The sequence below is a fragment of the Acidaminococcus sp. genome (assembly GCA_022482815.1).
GTDB lineage: Bacteria > Bacillota > Negativicutes > Acidaminococcales > Acidaminococcaceae > Acidaminococcus.
Genome location: JAKVOM010000001.1, coordinates 2,690,583 through 2,708,858 on the forward strand (window position 1 = coordinate 2,690,583; position 18,276 = coordinate 2,708,858).

Here is an 18,276-nt window from a genome sequence, read left to right on the forward strand (position 1 = left end):
ATGCTCCAACGTGATATGGGCTCTTATGCGAAAAAACGACCCCATTACTTTTTTTCTAAGCAATGGGGTCGTCGCATTTCATCAAATTAGCGCGATTTGTGCGCTGACTTTCCATCAGAACGTCCACTTCACCAGTGCCCTAACACTAGCTCCCTCTTCCTTCCCAATCCATCCTCTCAAAGACAGGTCGTAAATCAAATTCTTTCCGCCTTTGCCTTCCCAGCCGAGTTCCATCATGCCGCTGCTGCCCTGGACGGATGGGCTCGGTGTATCTCCGCCGCCAAAGTGAGCAGTGCTTTCGTTATCGAATTCGTACTGATAAGCAGCCCCCACGTACCAGGATCCGAGATCCTTTTCATCGTGGATGTAGCGCGTGCCGATGCGAATCTTACTGCTGTCGACGTCATCGAATTCATAGTGTTCACCTGTAGCGAGCTTTGCACCGAAACTATCCTGATGGCTATACAGGTAACGCAGATACGTATCAAGGCGAACGTTGTCGCCAAACTTGTTCACTTTGCCGAAGCCCAGATGGAATCCATAGTACGGCGTGCGGTAATCGTAGTCTTCGTGGACTCTCGTAGTACCGATCAAGAGGTCATTGGAATTGTAGTCGGCGCTTACGCGGCCGCCGCGGACACTGCCGTCGATATACCAGCCGCTGTTGAAGTTCTTCTGTGCGAAAACACCGCCGCCAATATAGTGGGCATTGCCGTTGGCATGGATGCCGCCGTCAATGTAGCTGTCATAGTCACCGTTGCCGTATTCCACGAATGGTCCGACGAGGAACGAGCCTGACTTATCTTCATACCGTCTCGCAATGCCGAGAACGGTGTTCCAGCCGTCGCTCTCGACGTGAGAGCCGGTGTTGTAGCGCATATTCTTATAAGCTGCGGCCACAAACGGTGTCCACGTCCAGTCAGAACTCACCTTCACAGCCTTTGCGGCATTCCAGAGGGCACTGTCCACGAGGAAATCACCGCCGCTGGAGACGAGGGCTGCCGTATAAGTCGGCGTCTCAACGAGGGATTTTGTCTGTTCGTTCAAGGTCGTTTCTTCCGATTCCGGAATAACCAGTTTAATGTAGTCGCCGGAGTCATTTTCCGTACGGGTCTCGATCACAGCCGTTGTTTCCGTAGAAACGCCCTGGTAGACCGTGCCCGACATGGCTGTCGATAAAGCACCGTTCGTCGTATCGATGGTACCGGAAAGCAGCGTAATTTCTTCACCTGGGTTCAGTACGACAGAGCCGTTTACATAAGCCGTCGCCAGAAGTCCCGTAGAAGGAATCGTCGTTGTTCCTGATACGGTAAGCATGGTATCACCGTTTGAGGTACCTGCAGGCACGTAGAAGTTGATTGCGTCAAAGTTCTGGATGGAGTTGGCCTTGCTGTTCAGGCCCGTCACGTTCAGCGTGTTGCCGCTTACAACGTCGCCGGATCCGGTCGTATAACCGCCGTAAAGATCACCCACGTCGACGGTCCCGTCGAGGGTCACCGTATTGCTGATGGCATCGCCCATATCCGTATAGCCGCCGTACACGTCACCCGTTGTAGAAGCGCTGATAGTCAGCGTGTTACTTGATGCGTCGCCCGTTACGGTATAACCACCGTACAGGTCTCCCGTCGTCGAAGATGTCACCGTAAGGGTGTTATCCGAAGCATCGCCTTCTGACGAGTAGCCCACATAGGTATCGCCGTCCACAGTCGAAGAGGTAATGGTAACCGCGCTATCCGAGGCATCACCCGTTGTCGTATAGCCGGCATAGACGTCACCGGCTACTGTAGAAGAAGTAACTTCCGCTTCGTTATTAGAAGCACCGGTCGTACCCATACCGCCGTAAACAGTACCGTTCACAGTAGAAGCACTGACACTGGCGCTGCTGCTACTGGCAGTACCCTCCGCCGTGTAGCCGCCGTAAATATCAACGTTGGCAGTAGAACCATCGGTCAAAGAAATACTGCTTCCCGATACGCTGCCATCCCCTGTATAAGCGCCATAGGCAGCATTTTCCACGGTGGTGTTATTGAGGGTGACAGTGCTGTCTGAAGCATTTCCGGACGGCGTATAGCTGCCGTAAACGCCATTGTTAAGTGTAGAGCCGGTCGCGGTGACACTGCCCGAAACATCGCCTGAAGAGGTATAGCTGCCATAGACCGTTTTTGAAGTGGTCAAAGATGTGGCAGTCACGCTATTTCCCGTCGCTCCTGTCGTACCCATGCCGCCGTAAACCGTTACATCAAGGGTAGCATTGTTCACTTCCACAGTGTTATCCGAAGCAGTGCCTACTGCCGTATAGCCGCCGTAAACATCGTTCTTAAGGATGGAGCCATCAGTGTTTGTAATATTGCTGATTGTAACGCTGTTTTCTGTCGCGTCGCCATCCTCTGTATAACCGCCGTAAGTTGTTCCGTCTACTTCGGAATTATCGACGCTCGCGCTGTTGCCGCTGGCGGTACCCGCAGCCGTATACCCACCATAGATACTAATATTGTCGGCAGTAGAACCATCGGTCAAAGAAATACTGCTTCCCGATACGCTGCCATTTCCTGTATAAGCGCCGTAGGCAGCATTTGTCACTGTAGTGCCACTGAGAGTAACGCTGCTGCCTGTGGCATTTCCGGACGGCGTATAGCTGCCGTAAACACCATCGTTGAGAGTAGATCCAGTCGCGTTGACACTGCCTGAAACATCACCTGAAGTCGTCGTATAACTACCATAGACGGTTTGTGAAGTGGTCAAAGACGTGGCGGTCACGCTATTTCCCGTCGCTCCTGTCGTACCCATGCCACCGTAAACTGTTACCCCCAGGGTAGCATTATTCAAAGTCACACTATTATCCGAGGCTGTGCCCGCTTCTGTATAGCCGCCGTAGATATCATCACCAATGGTAGTACTGGACCCATCAATGTTGCTAATGGTGACACTGCTTCCTGTCGCGTTTCCGGATGACGTATAGGCACCGTAGACATGATTTGCCACATTAGTATTATCGATGGTAACACTGCTGTCAGTGGCATTGCCCGATGGTGTACAACTGCCGTAAACACTGCCTCCCAGGGTAGAATCTGTTGCGGTCACACTACCTGAAACATCGCCCGATGTTGTCGTATAGCTGCCATAGACAGTATGGTCTGAAACAGTCGAATTTGTGAGTTCAACAGCATTTCCCGTCGCACCGGTTGTGCCTCTGCCGCCATAGACCGTCACTGACAGTTTAGAGTCATTAATTGTGACACTGTTATCTGAGGCCGTGCCGTCTCCCGAGTAACCGCCATAGACGCTGTCGCCAATGCTGACAGTCGCGGTAGTATCGCCGACGGTGATAGTAGTGGTATCGTCAATGTTGTTAAGAGTAACGCTGTTTCCCGACGCTACGCCTGCACTCGTGTAGCCGCCATAGACACCATCGCCGATGCTAGAACTACTTACAGTCACAACGTTACCAGAGGCCGTGCCCTCATCCGTGTAGCCACCAGCAACGTAGCTCCCCGCAGTCGAGTCACTCATGGTAACCGTATTTCCCGTTGCATCGCCATCCCGGGTATAACCGCCAAAAACGGCGTACACCACGCTGGACCCGTTGGTAAAGGAAATGCTGTTTCCGGTGGCATTGCCTGACAACGAATAACCGCCCCAGACGCTATTTTCTCCAGTTACACTGGAAGCACTGATGGTGACAACGCCACCTGTGGCATTGCCCGATATGGAGTAGCTGGCGTAGACATCGCCTGTAAGTTCAGACGATGTAATCTCAACTTTATTATCCGACGCGCTGCCTCCGTATCCGCCAATAACACTTACTGCTACTTCAGAGTTCTTGACAGTGACAACATTGTTTGAAGCAGTACCGTTCAGTGCGTAACCGCCATAGAGACTCTCTCCCAGAGCAGTAGTACTATTAACGCTATTGAGAGTGACACTGTTACCAGTCGCATTGCCATCTGTCGATTGACCTCCATAGACTGCGCCTGTACCTGTCGAAGAAGTGATAGTAACTACGTTATTTGAAACGTCACCGCTGGCCTCGCCGCCGTAGATGGATCCTTTTATGGCTGCATCGGTGATAGTTGTTGTATTTCCTGAAGCCGTACCCGACACGGCATACCCCCCGATGACATCGTCTGTAACGGTAGAACTGTTTTCAACAGTGACGGTATTACTATCTGCGCTGCCACTCGTTGTATAGCCGCCATAAACGGCACGTCCGACAGTAGTACCGCCGGTAATGGTAACGACGTTGCTCGTAGCATCTCCCAAATCTGTATAGCCGCCGGCGACGCTGTTTGTTACTGCATAACCGTTAATATAGACGACGTTTTCCGAGGTATCACCCGATTCCGTGTAACCGCCGTAGACGTAGTTACTGGCGGTATAAGTAGTAGAATCGGTGGTATAGGAGTCGGTAAGGGTAACAGTGTTTCCCGTCGCGTCACCTTTCTCCGTATTTCCTCCATAGACACTTCCAGCCACACTGGTATCTTTAAGGGTAACGCTATTTGTTGAGACATCCCCCGAAGTAGCTGCATAGCCACCCATCACACTGCTATTCAAGGTAGAGCTTGTAGCGGTGACACTGTTTCCCGTCGCGTTGCCTGAATCCGCATAAGCACCATAAACCCTTCCATTGGCGGTTGAATCAGTTAACTTAATTGAGCTGTTCAGAACAGCCGGCGTATCAGTGGAAGATGTCAGAATATAAACCGAAGTATTAGAAGTTGTGCTGAGCGTCACACTGGAAAACACCAGTTGATCCCCTGATTGGGCCACAACCCGGCCGGTGCTTGTACCGCTACTGAACGTGTACGTCGTCGTCTCCGAACTATCCGTACTCGTCGTATAAGTCAGGCCCCCGTCCGAGCGCAATGCCGCATAAACCGTCGTTTCATGAAGAGGAATTGTACCCATGCAAATGACAGCCAGTAATATTGCCTTTTGGGTTCCTCGATTTACCCAATATCTCATAATGCCCTCCTTCGAACTCCAGAGGAAAATGCACAGATTGGGTACCCGCGTCTATTGGCAGTGTCTCCAATCGCCGCCGGACGCGGGTACCCACTCCTCTTCATCAGCCGCTGATCCGTGCTCGATATGTATTTCAATTTCCCAAATAATTTATCCCTTTATTACGGTATATTATAACATTAATTATTATTTTAGAGTAGCAAAATAATGATAACTTATATTTGAAAATACTTGGTAAAGCAAGGGGTTAACAATAAGAAAAAGGTGGGGTCGAAGCTATGGCGCTTCGCACAAAAAGAAAGCTGTGGCCGCCAGAGGCGGCGAGCCTTCGGCAGAGCGCAAAAATAAAAGAAAATAAAAAGCGCCTTTGGCTTCTGACATTGAACCTGGGGTGCGGAAAACAGTGACGTCGTAGAGGGTGTAAAAGAAATAAAGCATACACCCCATTCAGGAACGTATGCCCGAATAACACAATTTTTACTTTTCTTTTTATGAACGGCACTCAGCTCATTATTTCCCCGGCTGCAAAGGCCCGTAAAAATAGCTGGCCGTTGCGCCGCCGTCCATCAGAAGGGCCGAGCCTGTCATGAAGGACGCCCGGTCACTGAGGACAAAGGCCGCCAGCTGTGCGATTTCATCAGCCGTCCCCGGCCGTCCTGCCGGACATTTCTTGAACATATTTTTATAAAAATCACCGCGCGGACCATTGAATTCATCGAGTGCCAGCGGCGTCACAATGATGCCCGGCGCAATGGCATTGATGCGTGCCCCGCGGGCTCCCCACTTCACGGCTTCTCCCATGACGCGTTTTTCATTGCAGCGCTTGGCCAGCTGGTACGCATGGAGCGTATCCTTAATCTGATCTTTTTGAAGGAAAGGAAGCGCAAGGAGCGATTCCGTATCCGCCGTAGCAAGGGCTCTGTCTTCTTCCGGCGTCAGTTGCGGCATACGCCAGCCGGACTGGCTGCTGATGGTAATTCCGCTGCCGCCCGGTGTAATCACTTTACCGACTTCTTCGAGCAGGACAGCCGTCCCGTAGAGGTCGACTTTAAGGATACTTTCAATAGAAGCCTGGCTGGGAGATACACCGGCCCCGTTGATGAGCATCTTGATGGGTCCGAATTGCTGCGCCTTTTGGATAAAGTTTTTTATGGACTCACGCCTCGAAAGGTCTGCTTCCACAGCTTCCACATCAAACCCCGCTTCCGTCAACAGTTTCGCCGCCTCGCGGGCATGAGCAAGGCTGCGGTCTCCCATGACAATTTTTTTATTGTAGCCGACACTCCGGGCACAGGCGACACTGATTTTACCGGCACCCATAACAAGCAGTACATCTTTCATCGTATTTCCTCCTTAGAAATTTCTCTTTACCCACGCTTCGATGGTCTTTTGGGAAGCGCCTACATCGGCCCCGCGGATAGCAAGGCCCTCACCGACATTGGCCTGCGGATAAAGCTTACGAAGATCATTTGCTGCATGCCCAAGTCCGGATCCTTCGTGCGTCATGACAGGAAAAAGATTCTTTCCGGCAAGATCCAAGGCATCGAGCTGCGTAAAGATGGCCATGGGATACGTACCCCACCAACACGGTCCCGCAACGATGATATTTTGGTACTCGTCCGCGCTTTCGAGCATTTTCTTAAGGTGCGGCCGGGCGTTCTCACTCAGTTCGCTTCTTGCTTCTTCCGTGCATGCATTGTAATCGGCGGCATAAGGCTTTTCTGTTTCGACTTCAAAAAGATCGACGGGCATAAGCTGAGCAATTTTCTCCACGACAGCTTCCGTGTTTCCCTTTACCAGATTCTTGATGGAGCCTCTCACATAGTTTTCTCCCTTGCGGGAATAATAAATGACTAAAGTCTTGTTCATCACGGCCTCCTAAATCTTTTTGACCACGTGCGCCGGATTACCAACGGCCACGCAATAATCAGGGATATCTTTCGTCACGACGGAACCGGTTCCGATGATGGCGCCTTCACCGATGGTGACTCCTGGCAGGATGCTCACACGAGCCCCAATCCAGGCATTTTTCTTGATATGGATTTCCTTTGTCATAATGGTGCGGATATTTCTCGGCTCATGATTGACGGTAAAAAGTCCTACGCCGGGACCCATCATGACGCCGTCCTCGATGGTCACCGTGCCTACGGACATGATAGTAAGATGGTGATTGCTAAGGACGTTGTGCCCGATATTCACTCGGCAGCCGCAGTCGATATCAAAAGGCGGAATCAGATAAGAATCATCAGGCATACGGCCCGCAAACAGTTCCTTTTCCAAGGCCTTGATTTTATCGGTCTTGCCGGGATCCAGTTGACGGATTTCATGGCAGACCTTGGCACAGCGGCCAAATTCTTTACCAGCCTCAGCAAGATATTCCGGATTTCTGATATCATAATGTTTTCCATTTCTCAAATCTTCAAAAACGCTCATGGACGGAGCCTCCTTTTCTTATCTAAACCAGTTTCACTGAAGTTGCATCCTCGCTTCGTTAATGTTAGTATAAAGGCGGATATTTTATTTTTCAAATTGAAAATATATGATTTTAATTTAATTTTTAAATCATAGTTCCGTAAGTTCGGATAGTTTGGAGGTCAGTTATGAATACGAAACAAATGGAATATATCCTCGCCATCATGGAAACCAGGAATTTCAACCGGGCCGCAGAAGCTCTCTACATCTCGCAGCCTACCCTCACTTATCAAATCAAACTGGTCGAAAAAGAAATCGGCTTCAGAATCTTCGACCGTTCTTTCCGAGGAATCACCCTGACGCCGGCGGGGGAACAGTTTGTCACGACCGTCCGAAACGTTCTGACGGATCTCAAGATTGCCGTGGAACAAGGACAAAATGTGTCCCGTAAGTATACCCAGGACATCCGCATCGTAGAGCCTATCCGCAGTGCCCTGCCCCTCCTGCCCCGGGTCATCGAAGCCTTTGAGGCCGCCCATCCCCACACTTCTGTGACCCCGGGCTTTGACTGGCACAATGGTCTGACGCGGTTTCTCAAAGGGGAATATGATATTATCTTCGACCTCTACGAAAATGTCCGCCAAATCCCGGACATTAATGTCCATCCCCTCTTTTCCAGCAAAATTTACCTGGTTACGCGCACGGATGATTCCCTGGCAGGAAAGGATCTCATCCATGAAAACGACCTTGCCGGCAGGACGCTCATGGTCGGTGGTCCCAGTCCGGAACCCCTGCGGGCCGTTCAAAAGAGAGTTGTTACCCACGTGGAATGCTCCCATTTCAACAGTGAAAGCCATGATATGTCCCTGACCTATGTGGCGAGCAAACGGGCTATTGTCCTCGCCCCGGGGTTCCTCCACGAACACACGGACGACTTTTGCTGGACGCCCTTCGACTGCACGGAAACCATCCCCTGCGTGCTGTGCACGCATAAGGAGGATAAGCGGGAGGAAGTGAAGGAATTAGTGGAAAGTCTTGTTGAGATGCACAAGAGAAGCTTTCATTAAAAAGCTGAAATAAAAGCTATGGCGCTTCGCGCAAAAAAACGCTGTGGCCGCCAGAGGCGGCTGTATGAATAAAAGAAAACAAAAAAGCGCCTTTGGCTTTTGGCATATGGCATTTAGCCCGGTGCGCGCAAAGTAGTGACGTCATGGGGAGTGTAAAAGAAGCTTTTTACTCATTGCCCGTTTCTTTCCATAAAATAAGAGCTGTGGAGAAGTTCTATTACGTACTTCTTCACAGCTCTTGCTATTATTAGTATTTCAATAGTTAAGGCAAAGCCAAAAAGTAGCCGGTCACTATGTGAAAAGCTAAGTACCAGCAGCAAATTCTATCAGAATCTAGCCAAACTAGCGGCTCGTACGATTGTACCAGCCGCTGCACACTAACCACCCACTACTTTTACGCATGCAAGGCTAAAAGCTAGATGCCATATGCCAAAAGCGCCTTTTATTTTTTATACAGTGCGTTAAACACTTTACGTAATTTTTCGTCACGTGCTCTGGTAGCCTCAACATCCTTCCCGTTGGAATAATCGTAGAAGCCTTTCTTTGTCTTGACGCCCAGTTCTCCTTTTTCGTAATGTTCCTTCAGAAGCACCGGGACGGTATGGCGATCATCCAAATCTTCCATGAGGTAGCTTGCCACGTGATAGAATGTATCCAGGCCGCCAAAGTCCATGGTCTCGAGCGGGCCGATGCAGGCCCAGCGGAAAGCAAGGCCATACTTCATGACAGCATCTATATCTTCAGCCGACACGACGCCTTTTTCCACGAGAGAAAGAGCTTCACGGATTACAGCAAGCTGCAGCCGGTTGGCGGCAAAACCGAGGACGTCTTTGTTGACAATGACGGGTTTCTTCCCGATGGACTGTCCCAGTTCCTTTACCGTTTCGGCAACACTCTGGAGGGTCTTATCGTTTTTGATGATTTCAATAAGGAGAATCAGCGTCGGCGGATTAAACCAGTGCATGCCCAGGAAGCGCTCCGGATGGGTCACGAATTTTGCCAGGCCGTTGATGGAAAGGCCTGATGTATTGGTCGCAATAATGGTGTTATCGCTGACGATTTTGCAGAGAGACTCATAAAATCCCTGCTTAATCTTTATATCTTCCGTCAGATTCTCGATAACGATGTCCCGGGAAGCGAGTTCCTTCATATCCGTCGTATAGCAAATCTTATCGCGGCTGCTTTCACTGATAAGAGTCTTTGCCCGTTCGAGGGTGGGAACGCGGTGGTTCCAAAGCGTAACCTCATATCCATAGGAAGCAAAGATATCCGCCATGGAATAGCCCATGGTTCCGGCTCCGGCAATCCCGATTTTCTTAATTTGCATCTTATGTCTCTCCTTTCAAGGCAACAATCTGAAGCAATTCGAATTCATCATAGCACAGGGGGAGAAAAGATTCCACTCAGCACTGCCCGTGAGACGATCTGCTAAAAAAATAAAGGAACCGCATTACGTCATTCTCGGCGTTCATGCGATTCCGCTCTCTTACGTGAGGTTCACTCTGTCAAAACGGTTTCATGACCTTAAGGGTCACATCCATCGCCATATGTCCCTTTACCTTTGAATGAAATACAAACATAGGCTGTTTCTGAGTTAATTCGGAGTCCCCTCCGTCTCCCTGCTCAATTTGAATTATCCCTTTTTTAGTGCAAGCCGCTGCTGCGGCCAGGAGCGTACACAGGCCCGCTGCCATCCATACAGCATGAGATCTTTTCACGGTCGCTATCCTCCTCTGCCATTGTGAAGTTTATTATATCGCTTGCACCCTGGGGATTCAAGCAATGAACAAGGTTCGAATTTTCTGCTTGTGAACTGCCGATTGACTATATAGTTAATTTATACAGGTGCAGGCATAAAAAAAGGTTCTATAATAAATGTTGGGGTGAGGAAATATTCTTTCCTCACCCCATTTTTGCATAAAAAAGTGGACATAGACGGCATCCACTCTTACAATTAAATCGCCAAACCTAAATGAAAGGAAGATGGCCTATGTCCACATTTGATTATATAGCAAATTCCTTGAATGTCAAAGGTAACGTAATAAAAAAATGCATCCACAGTGAGCAACAAATTGAATTTATTATGGAACTGAATCGAGCTGTTGTCCAATGCCCTAATTGTCATGCGAAGACCGATAGAATCAAGGATTACCGTTGGCAAAGGATTGCTATCGGATCCATTTTGCACCAACAGGCTTTTGTCCGATTACATAAAAGAAGATACGTTTGCCCTTGCTGCGGTCGTACATTCTTTGAAACCGTCCCGTTCCTGCAGCGTTATCAACGCAAATCAAAAGATCTGCAGATGCAGATTATGGTGTCGTGTTTTCAAAAGCGCAGCTTCACAGATATAGCGGCTGACTTCCACACATCTACTACAACGGTCATACGTTACTTTGACCGCCTTCATTTCCCTCATCCCCAACACCTTCCCCAAGTCCTGGCCATGGATGAATTCCGGGGCAATGCTCATGGACAAAAGTATCAGGTCAGCATTACAGACGTAGAACACAATGAGCTCATCGACATTCTGCCAAGACGTGATGCAGACTGGATTATACGTTATTTTCTTCGCTATCCTAAAGCGGAGCGAAGAAGGGTTCGCTATGTTGTAATGGACATGTCTGCCCTTTTTCGTTCTGTCTATAAAACAATGTTCCCGAATGCCACACTGATAGCCGATAGATTCCATGTACAGCGACTTGTTCTCTGGGCTATGGAAAGAGTAAGGAAAGACATTCAAAATACGTTTCCAAAGACCTCACCTTATTTGAAACATAATAAGAGGATTCTCCAAAAGAGGGGAACAACACTAAGTGGAGAAGAGCTGGTAAAGCTGCGCTGCATCCTCTCTCAATCTGATGAACTGAGGCGTGCATATATACTCAAAGAAGCATTTCACAAAGTATTGAGGCAGAAGACTGAATTGGCTGCGAAGCGGGAGCTAAACAAATGGTTAGCTATGGTAATGGGCTACAACTTAGATGCTTTTAAAGGGATTTTAAGATCTTTTAAAGATTGGGAGGCTGCAATTATTCAAGCAATTATCCAGCCATACTCCAATGGATTCACAGAAGGCTGTAACAACCTGATTAAGACGGTTAAGAGAGTTGCATTTGGAATGCGTGATTTCAACAGATTTAGGAACCGGATTCTCTATGTGAATTGGCAAAAAAGGAACTCGGCAAATGCCTTGCCGAGTTCCTAAAAGGCGATTTAGTTGTGGGGCACCCCAACATTTGACAAAGAACCTAAAAAAACGAACTTCCTTTCTCAACACGAGAACAGGAAGTTCGTACCTGTAGAAAATGGTGATCCACCCGGGATTTGAACCCGGGACACCCTGATTAAAAGTCAGGTGCTCTACCAACTGAGCTAGTGAATCAACTTGGCTGGGGCAGCTGGACTCGAACCAACGCATGCGGGAGTCAAAGTCCCGTGCCTTACCGACTTGGCTATGCCCCATTAAAATGGGGTGGCTGGTGAGGATCGAACTCACGCGTGCCGGAGCCACAATCCGGTGTGTTAACCGCTTCACCACAGCCACCATGTCGTACTGGACATCCCAGCGACTTGATTATATTACCATATTACGTATAGCGTGTCAATGTTTTTTTACACTAATTTTTCATTTGCAGCAAGGTGTCAACCCCTTATTCTGCATAAAAGGTGCTTAGAAAAATAGAGAAGAATGGTTATTGTTAAATTCTCTCTTCTCAATTCAGTAAAATACTTATTTTCGGCGCCGTTTTTAGTTCCCTTTTTCACAGAAGATTTGCTGCAAGACAGCCACAGATGCGCGAAAGACCGAATTAGGGCCGCGAAGTCGTACAAACTACGTACGTCGAGAGGTCATAATTCGGTCTGACAAAGCAGATGTGGCTGGATTCTGCAAATCGCTCTGTGAAATTCCTTAAAAAAGCTCTCAGATAAGATGCGTGCGAGGCAAGCCGAGCACCAGATTATCTGAGGTGCCTTTAATAAGCTCAGTCTTCCGCTGCCAACGTCCTGTGCCCCATACCCACAGCTAACTCATTTAAGTTTAATACGCCGACGCTCATAAACACAGCTACACATACATGCTCCCCATAGCGGGCAATGCCAATCTTGCCGCCCACATTGAATCCGGAAGCCTTCGTCATGACCTGGGCCAGCGCTTCATGCGCGGCGCCTGCCACCGTACCGGCCCCGACGTGGGAATCCGTTACGATGTGCTGCCGTTCTGCCGCCACCATAGCTCTTTCTACAATTTTCGTCACGGACGGAAGAAATTCTCCGCCAAAGTTCACGGCTGCTGTACGGAATCCTTCGGCAGCAAAAGCATCCTTCAGGCGGTCTTCTTCCTCCCGCGTTGCGGATAGTGCCATACGGAGTGCCGCCCGTCCTACATCTATACTCTCATACACCTTATTTGCCATAATAAACGCTCTCCATTCTACCGTTCTGAACGCTCTTTATTATAGCAGTTTAATACAGTCGATAGCAAGAAAGTTACCACTTATGCCACATTCTGCGAATCAATTAGCAGTCAGTAGAAAATAGATTTCTTTAACTTTAAGGTGTTATGAGCAGATGCTGCAGTTCTGACTAAATGCCAAATGCAATATCTAAAAGCGCTTTTGTTTTCATTTCTTCAGTCCGCCGACTTGTAGTTGCTTCTTAAAAATATACCTGTTACAATAATCTCAAACTATCCAAAGGAGGGGCAGATGCATGTCAGTCGTCATTGCAGAACAACTCAAGGCCGGAATCATCCTGGGCGATCCGGACAATGAGCAGTACATCTACATGCCCGGCAGCGAAATCGGCGTCGACAATCCCATGTGCATCTACGAGGATAAGGGAAACAAAACCGACCTGCACCTCAAAGAAGCCGTGGAGCTGGCTAAGCGCCTGACGCTGAAACCTGCGGTTCACCCCATATACGGAAAAAGAGCCTACTGAGTATATAAGGCTCTTTTTTTATGCCTGGTTTAATGAATAATTTTACTTTTAGATTATGTGAGTGCCGTAACCGGCGCCAAGAGGCATCTTTCGCTGAAACGGAGGATACAAACTCTTGATACGACTGTACGCGCTATAAACCGCCATATTTTTTACTCTCCCTATTGACTATTTATACATCACAGAGTATAATCATTCATATCCTAAAGAAACAGATGGAAGGCACTATTCATGAAACTGAAGACCAGGATTCTGGCAGGCCTCACAGCGCTGTGCATGGCAGCCGCCTTTACCGCCTGCGGATCTGATACCAATAAAAAAGAAACTGCTAAACCGGACGAAGCTAAAGTGCTCCGCATCGCCACGAACGCAACATATGTTCCCTTCGAATTCAAGGACAAGGATGCAAACGGCAGCGAAAGTGACTACAAGGGCATGGAAATCGACATGATCCGCGAAGTCGCCAAGCGCCTCAACATGAAGCCGCAAATGGAAAACATTCCCTTTAACGGTATCATCCCTGCCATCCAGTCCAAATCCGTCGATATTGCCGCAACCGGCATGACGATGACGAAGGAACGGGCCAAGAAGGTCTGCTTCGCCGCTCCGTTCTACGAATCCAAACTGGCTATCGTCGTTCCTACAGAAAGCACCGTAAAATCGGTCGCTGATCTCAAGGGACAGACCGTAGCCGTCATGGTCGGTACGACCGGTGCCAAGTACGCACAATCCCATGGCATCAACGTCAAACAATTCGATAACAGCGCCACGGCGCTCCTCGAGGTCCAGGTCGGCAACGCGCCGGCGGCCATCGTCGATAAGCCCGTTGGCGAATACTTCTCCACCATCGAAGGAAAAGGCAAAGGGAAGGTCAGGATCATTCCTATCCCCGATTCCAAATCCGAACTGCTGGGCTTCGTCCTGAACAAAGACGACAAAGACCTGCAGCAAAAGGTCAATAAGGCCATTGCCGATATGAAAAAAGACGGCACCTATGCAAAGATCTACAAAAAATGGTTCAACGCGGACGCTCCGGATCTTCCGGAATCCGCTGAGAAAGCCCTTGGGCTATAACAAACTTGCCGGCCGCACTTTCGCGGAGTCCCGTGAGGCCCCAACCCGAATCAGCGGCGTCACAAGCTTGTAAAAACAGACCCTTTCGTTTCTCCTGTGAGAGAACGTAAGGGTCTGCTTTTTTATGTTCCTTTTTATACCCAAAGAAACTGCTTCCCGCGCGCGGATCTCCCATCTCATGCGAAAAGATGCTATACTGATCTCGTTAGTATAAGGAGGGAAAACTTTGAACACGCGCACGCTGCCCAGCGGTATTTATGAAAAAATTATTTCCGAGGAATTTGGCAAAATCCTGGACGAAGCGATCCAAAGCGGCGAAATCTCGGCCCGCATGCAGACCCTGGATCCGCAGGATGCCGTCAATTATCTTGCTTCCTATGTCAAAGAGATTGTACAGCGCTGTCTGAAGACGATTGCTGACAGTGAAAAAGAGGATAACAACGGGGAGCTCCTCACGAGCGAACTAACACTTACGAATGAAGTCATCCGCCTCTTAGCAAATAAGATCAAGGAGCTTGGCAAGGGCCATGAAATCAAGCAGGCCGATTTTTTGCTGACCCAGCTCACGCAAAAAATGAACCGTTTAAAAGATACACCACTTCCTCGCCCCGAGACGTCCCTCTCCCGCTCCTTTCTCTTTACCAACAGCCAGAAAGATATTTCTCTTGTTTCCGAACTGCGGCGCGAAATCGCCTCTTCCGACCGCATTGATTTTCTGGTTTCCTTCATTAAATTCTCCGGTTTCTCCATGATTCGCCCGGAGCTCATTCGTTTTACCAATAATGGCGGAAAGATGCGCATCCTCACGACGACTTACATGGGTGCGACAGATCCAAAGGCCATCGAAGAATTGGCTAACCTGCCCAATACCGAAGTCAAGATTTCCTATAACGTCAAGGAAACGCGGCTCCATGCCAAGTCGTACATCTTCCACCGCGAAAGTCATTTTTCGACGGCCTACATCGGGTCTTCCAATCTCTCCCACGCGGCCATTGCCGATGGCCTTGAATGGAACATGAAGATTACCGAGCGGGATATGCCGGACATCATGAAAAAGATGGACGCCACTTTTGAATCGTACTGGAATTCTGCCGAGTTTAAGTTATTTGATGCGAACAAGGATGCCGATGAACTGCAGCAGGCCATAGATGCAGAGCGCCACCCCGGTGAAAGGAAAAGTGCGGCTTCCTACACCTTTGAAATCCGTCCCTACCCTTACCAGCAAATCATCCTCGACGCACTGCAGGTCGAACGGAAGGAGCGCCATCATTACCATAATCTGATTGTTGCCGCTACGGGTACCGGCAAAACTGCCATTGCCGCCTTTGATTACCGCCGTTTCACCCGCAGCCGTAAAAAGGGTGCACGCCTGCTCTTTGTCGCCCACCGCGAGGAAATTCTGGAACAGGCGCTCTCCTGCTTCCGCCAGGTTATGAGGGATCCGAATTTTGGCAAGCTGTATGTCGGCCGTAATAAGACGGACGAATTGTCCCACCTCTTCATGTCTATCCAATCCCTGGAAAGTACCCGGCTATGGGAACACATGACGCCGGATTACTATGACATGATTATCGTCGATGAATTCCATCACGCCGCTGCAAAGTCCTACCAGAATCTGCTTAGTTATTTCAAACCGAAGATTCTCCTGGGGCTCACGGCTACACCGGAACGCATGGACGGCAAGAATATATTGTCCTATTTTGACGGGCACATTGCCGCCGAGATTCGCCTGTCCGACGCCATTGAGCGCCGCCTGCTCTGCCCGTTCCATTATTTTGGAGTCGCCGATACAGTAGACCTGACCCACATCAAATGGACGAATGGTCAGTATGACCTGAGTGAGCTGAACCACCTCTTTGCGCTCGATAGTGCGCCGGCCATGAAACGAGCTAGGGCCATCAGAGCGGCTGTGGATCGATATACGGCAGACAATCGAGACATCAAGGGACTCGGTTTCTGCGTTTCCATTGACCATGCCCATTTTATGGCGAGGTATTTCAACGATCACGATCTTCCTTCCGCTGCCTTAACGGGCAAAGATTCGGATGAAACGAGAAAACAAGCCAGAACTGACCTGGAAACGGGAAAAATCAAGTTTCTCTTCGTCGTCGACCTCTTTAATGAAGGCATCGATATCCCTTCCATTAATACAGTTCTCTTCCTGCGTCCGACGAACAGTCTGACCATCTTCCTGCAGCAGCTGGGGCGCGGACTTCGTCTGGCACCGCACAAGGACTGCCTGACCGTTCTGGATTTTGTAGCCCAGGCGAATCGGAAATATAACTTTGCCGCTCGTTTTGAAGCGCTGCTCGGCGGCCGTCAAAATGGCAAGATCAAAAAGGAAATCGAACATGGTTTTCCCCACGTGCCCAAAGGGTGCTCCATCCAGCTCGAAGAAATTGCACAGAAACGGGTACTGGATAACATCAAGGCCCGTCTGCGCCGGAATGACTACTACAAGGAACTGATTCAGGAGCTTTATGAAGCAGCAGGACGCGTTCCCACGATTATGGAATTTATGAAAGCAGCCGGAATCGATCTGAACGTGTTCTATGACAAGACACGTTCCTTCACCCGCCTCTGCATGGAAGCCGGCGTGCTGCCATCCGTGCCGCCTGATGATACAGAAGAAAAGCTCACAAAGGCATTTCCGCGGATTCTTTCCATTGACTCACCGAAATGGCTGACCTTCCTGATGAAGAGCTTTGATACGCCGCCTTCTTCCCTTTCAGACGTCGAAAAACAGTATGCCCGGATGTGGCAGTTTACGCTTTTGGGGAGTGACGGAGAAGGTTTTGGGGAAACGCTGGCCCGCTTCCCGAGTGACAGTCCTTTTACGAAAGAACTCAAAGAAGTGCTTTCCATTCAGTATGATAGCTTCTCTGTACTCCCGGAAATGGCAAATCTGCCTTATCCCTGCGCCCTGGAAGTCTACTGCCATTATTCCCGCGACCAGATTTTTGCGGCACTGGGGGTCGATAAGCCAAGCAGCGTGCGGGAAGGCGTCAAGTACCTGGACCCTGGAAAAAGTAATACCGTTACAAAGCCAACAGATGTATTCCTCGTCACGCTGAATAAATCGGAAAAAGAATTTTCCGATACAACGCTTTACGAAGATTACTCCATGAGTGAAACGCTCTTTCACTGGCAGTCACAAAACCTCACGACACCAGCTTCCACGACAGGACAGCGCTATATCCACCAGCGGGAAAACGGCAATATCGTCCTGTTCTTTGTCCGCGAACGTAAGAAGGGTTTACACGATGTGGCTATGAGTTTCACCTTTTTGGGAAAAGCGCAGATCGTCAGCTGGTCCGGTTCCCAACCTATGACAATCATATACAAACTCGAACACCCGATTCCTGCAAAATACATCCGTACTACTGATAGTGCTGGGGTAATGTAATACAAATTAAGTTAGTACAGTTTAAAGGCACCTGCCTCCCTCTGGCGTTCGACAAGTCTCACGCGCATCAGGAGGCAGAGCTTTTTATAGGGAATTTCACAGAGCGATTTGCAGAATCCAACCGCATGGACTTTGTCGAACCGAGTTGTGACCACTCAACGTACCTCTTTTGTACGCCCTCGTAGCCCCAACTCGGTTCTTCGCGTCCCTGCGGCTGTCTTGCAGCAAATCTTCTGTGAAAATTGAATAAATAAAAGAAGCTATCTTCCCCCCGCACTTGTCAGCCCTGACTACCGTCAGTGCTTCCTGCGGTGGATGATGGCCCTTATTATTCTATTCGTGCAAGGAGCGCAGCCTTGCTACAAAAAGGCCTTCTTTCATTTCACTTCGTGAAATCAAAAGAAGGAG

Annotated in this window: 12 protein-coding genes and 3 tRNA genes; 5 read left to right on the forward strand and 10 right to left on the reverse strand. The window is 49.2% G+C overall.

All coding sequences use genetic code 11. The features are described from left to right. Positions 1–114 precede the first annotated feature (114 nt). From LKE33_11625 to LKE33_11640, 4 genes are all read right to left on the reverse strand, one after another. Positions 115–4,965 carry a hypothetical protein gene (locus LKE33_11625; GenBank protein ID MCH3951567.1) on the reverse strand — a complete coding sequence of 1,617 codons (4,851 nt, stop codon included), beginning with the start codon at positions 4,963–4,965 and terminating at the stop codon, positions 115–117. A gap of 510 nt (positions 4,966–5,475) precedes the next feature. After that, entirely contained in the window at positions 5,476–6,306 is an 831-nt protein-coding gene (locus LKE33_11630; protein MCH3951568.1) for an SDR family oxidoreductase, read from the reverse strand. A gap of 12 nt (positions 6,307–6,318) precedes the next feature. After that, positions 6,319–6,834 (reverse strand): NAD(P)H-dependent oxidoreductase, encoded by a 516-nt coding sequence (locus tag LKE33_11635; protein ID MCH3951569.1) that lies wholly within the window; start codon positions 6,832–6,834, stop codon positions 6,319–6,321. A gap of 9 nt (positions 6,835–6,843) precedes the next feature. After that, on the reverse strand, positions 6,844–7,398 hold the full coding sequence (locus tag LKE33_11640) for a hypothetical protein (protein ID MCH3951570.1): 555 nt from the start codon (positions 7,396–7,398) through the stop codon (positions 6,844–6,846). Positions 7,399–7,565: 167 nt separating this feature from the next. On the opposite strand from LKE33_11640, the gene LKE33_11645 reads away from it, so the two are divergent. Continuing rightward, a complete protein-coding gene (locus tag LKE33_11645) occupies positions 7,566–8,444 on the forward strand; it encodes a LysR family transcriptional regulator (GenBank protein MCH3951571.1) in 879 nt (292 codons plus the stop codon). A gap of 442 nt (positions 8,445–8,886) precedes the next feature. Here the strand turns inward: LKE33_11645 and LKE33_11650 are convergent, their stop codons facing one another. Both LKE33_11650 and LKE33_11655 read right to left on the reverse strand, forming a co-directional pair. Continuing rightward, positions 8,887–9,771, reverse strand: coding sequence for a 3-hydroxyacyl-CoA dehydrogenase NAD-binding domain-containing protein (locus LKE33_11650; GenBank protein MCH3951572.1), 885 nt, complete (start codon positions 9,769–9,771; stop codon positions 8,887–8,889). Positions 9,772–9,949: 178 nt separating this feature from the next. Continuing rightward, positions 9,950–10,162 (reverse strand): hypothetical protein, encoded by a 213-nt coding sequence (locus LKE33_11655; GenBank protein ID MCH3951573.1) that lies wholly within the window; start codon positions 10,160–10,162, stop codon positions 9,950–9,952. A gap of 272 nt (positions 10,163–10,434) precedes the next feature. On the opposite strand from LKE33_11655, the gene LKE33_11660 reads away from it, so the two are divergent. Continuing rightward, positions 10,435–11,652, forward strand: a complete 1,218-nt coding sequence (locus LKE33_11660) for an ISL3 family transposase (protein ID MCH3951574.1) — start codon at positions 10,435–10,437, stop codon at positions 11,650–11,652. A gap of 101 nt (positions 11,653–11,753) precedes the next feature. Here LKE33_11660 and LKE33_11665 read toward each other — a convergent pair. The 4 genes from LKE33_11665 to LKE33_11680 all read right to left on the reverse strand — a co-directional run bounded on the left by LKE33_11665 (position 11,754) and on the right by LKE33_11680 (position 12,862). Next, a tRNA-Lys gene (locus LKE33_11665) sits at positions 11,754–11,829 on the reverse strand. A 4-nt stretch (positions 11,830–11,833) separates the two neighbouring features. Next, positions 11,834–11,909: transfer RNA gene (locus tag LKE33_11670), tRNA-Gln, on the reverse strand. A 6-nt stretch (positions 11,910–11,915) separates the two neighbouring features. Continuing rightward, positions 11,916–11,991: transfer RNA gene (locus tag LKE33_11675), tRNA-His, on the reverse strand. 439 nt (positions 11,992–12,430) lie between these two features. Further along, positions 12,431–12,862 carry a HutP family protein gene (locus LKE33_11680; GenBank protein MCH3951575.1) on the reverse strand — a complete coding sequence of 144 codons (432 nt, stop codon included), beginning with the start codon at positions 12,860–12,862 and terminating at the stop codon, positions 12,431–12,433. Positions 12,863–13,157: 295 nt separating this feature from the next. Here LKE33_11680 and LKE33_11685 point away from each other — a divergent pair, with 295 nt between their 5' ends. From LKE33_11685 to LKE33_11695, 3 genes are all read left to right on the forward strand, one after another. Beyond that, positions 13,158–13,388: a hypothetical protein gene (locus LKE33_11685; protein ID MCH3951576.1), complete on the forward strand. Its 231-nt coding sequence runs from the start codon at positions 13,158–13,160 to the stop codon at positions 13,386–13,388. Positions 13,389–13,619: 231 nt separating this feature from the next. Continuing rightward, the gene (locus LKE33_11690) at positions 13,620–14,462 is read left to right on the forward strand and encodes a basic amino acid ABC transporter substrate-binding protein (GenBank protein ID MCH3951577.1); all 843 of its coding nucleotides are present in this window, start codon (positions 13,620–13,622) and stop codon (positions 14,460–14,462) included. Between the two features lie 226 nt (positions 14,463–14,688). Continuing rightward, complete coding sequence (locus LKE33_11695; GenBank protein ID MCH3951578.1) at positions 14,689–17,868, forward strand: DUF3427 domain-containing protein; 3,180 nt, start codon at positions 14,689–14,691, stop codon at positions 17,866–17,868. Positions 17,869–18,276 lie beyond the last annotated feature (408 nt).

Coding starts and splice junctions, on each gene's coding strand:
- LKE33_11625 (MCH3951567.1), bottom strand. CDS start 4,965: ATGAGATATTGGGTAAATCGAGGAACCCAAAAGGCAATATTACTGGCT.
- LKE33_11630 (MCH3951568.1), bottom strand. CDS start 6,306: ATGAAAGATGTACTGCTTGTTATGGGTGCCGGTAAAATCAGTGTCGCC.
- LKE33_11635 (MCH3951569.1), bottom strand. CDS start 6,834: ATGAACAAGACTTTAGTCATTTATTATTCCCGCAAGGGAGAAAACTAT.
- LKE33_11640 (MCH3951570.1), bottom strand. CDS start 7,398: ATGAGCGTTTTTGAAGATTTGAGAAATGGAAAACATTATGATATCAGA.
- LKE33_11645 (MCH3951571.1), top strand. CDS start 7,566: ATGAATACGAAACAAATGGAATATATCCTCGCCATCATGGAAACCAGG.
- LKE33_11650 (MCH3951572.1), bottom strand. CDS start 9,771: ATGCAAATTAAGAAAATCGGGATTGCCGGAGCCGGAACCATGGGCTAT.
- LKE33_11660 (MCH3951574.1), top strand. CDS start 10,435: ATGTCCACATTTGATTATATAGCAAATTCCTTGAATGTCAAAGGTAAC.
- LKE33_11680 (MCH3951575.1), bottom strand. CDS start 12,862: ATGGCAAATAAGGTGTATGAGAGTATAGATGTAGGACGGGCGGCACTC.
- LKE33_11685 (MCH3951576.1), top strand. CDS start 13,158: ATGTCAGTCGTCATTGCAGAACAACTCAAGGCCGGAATCATCCTGGGC.
- LKE33_11690 (MCH3951577.1), top strand. CDS start 13,620: ATGAAACTGAAGACCAGGATTCTGGCAGGCCTCACAGCGCTGTGCATG.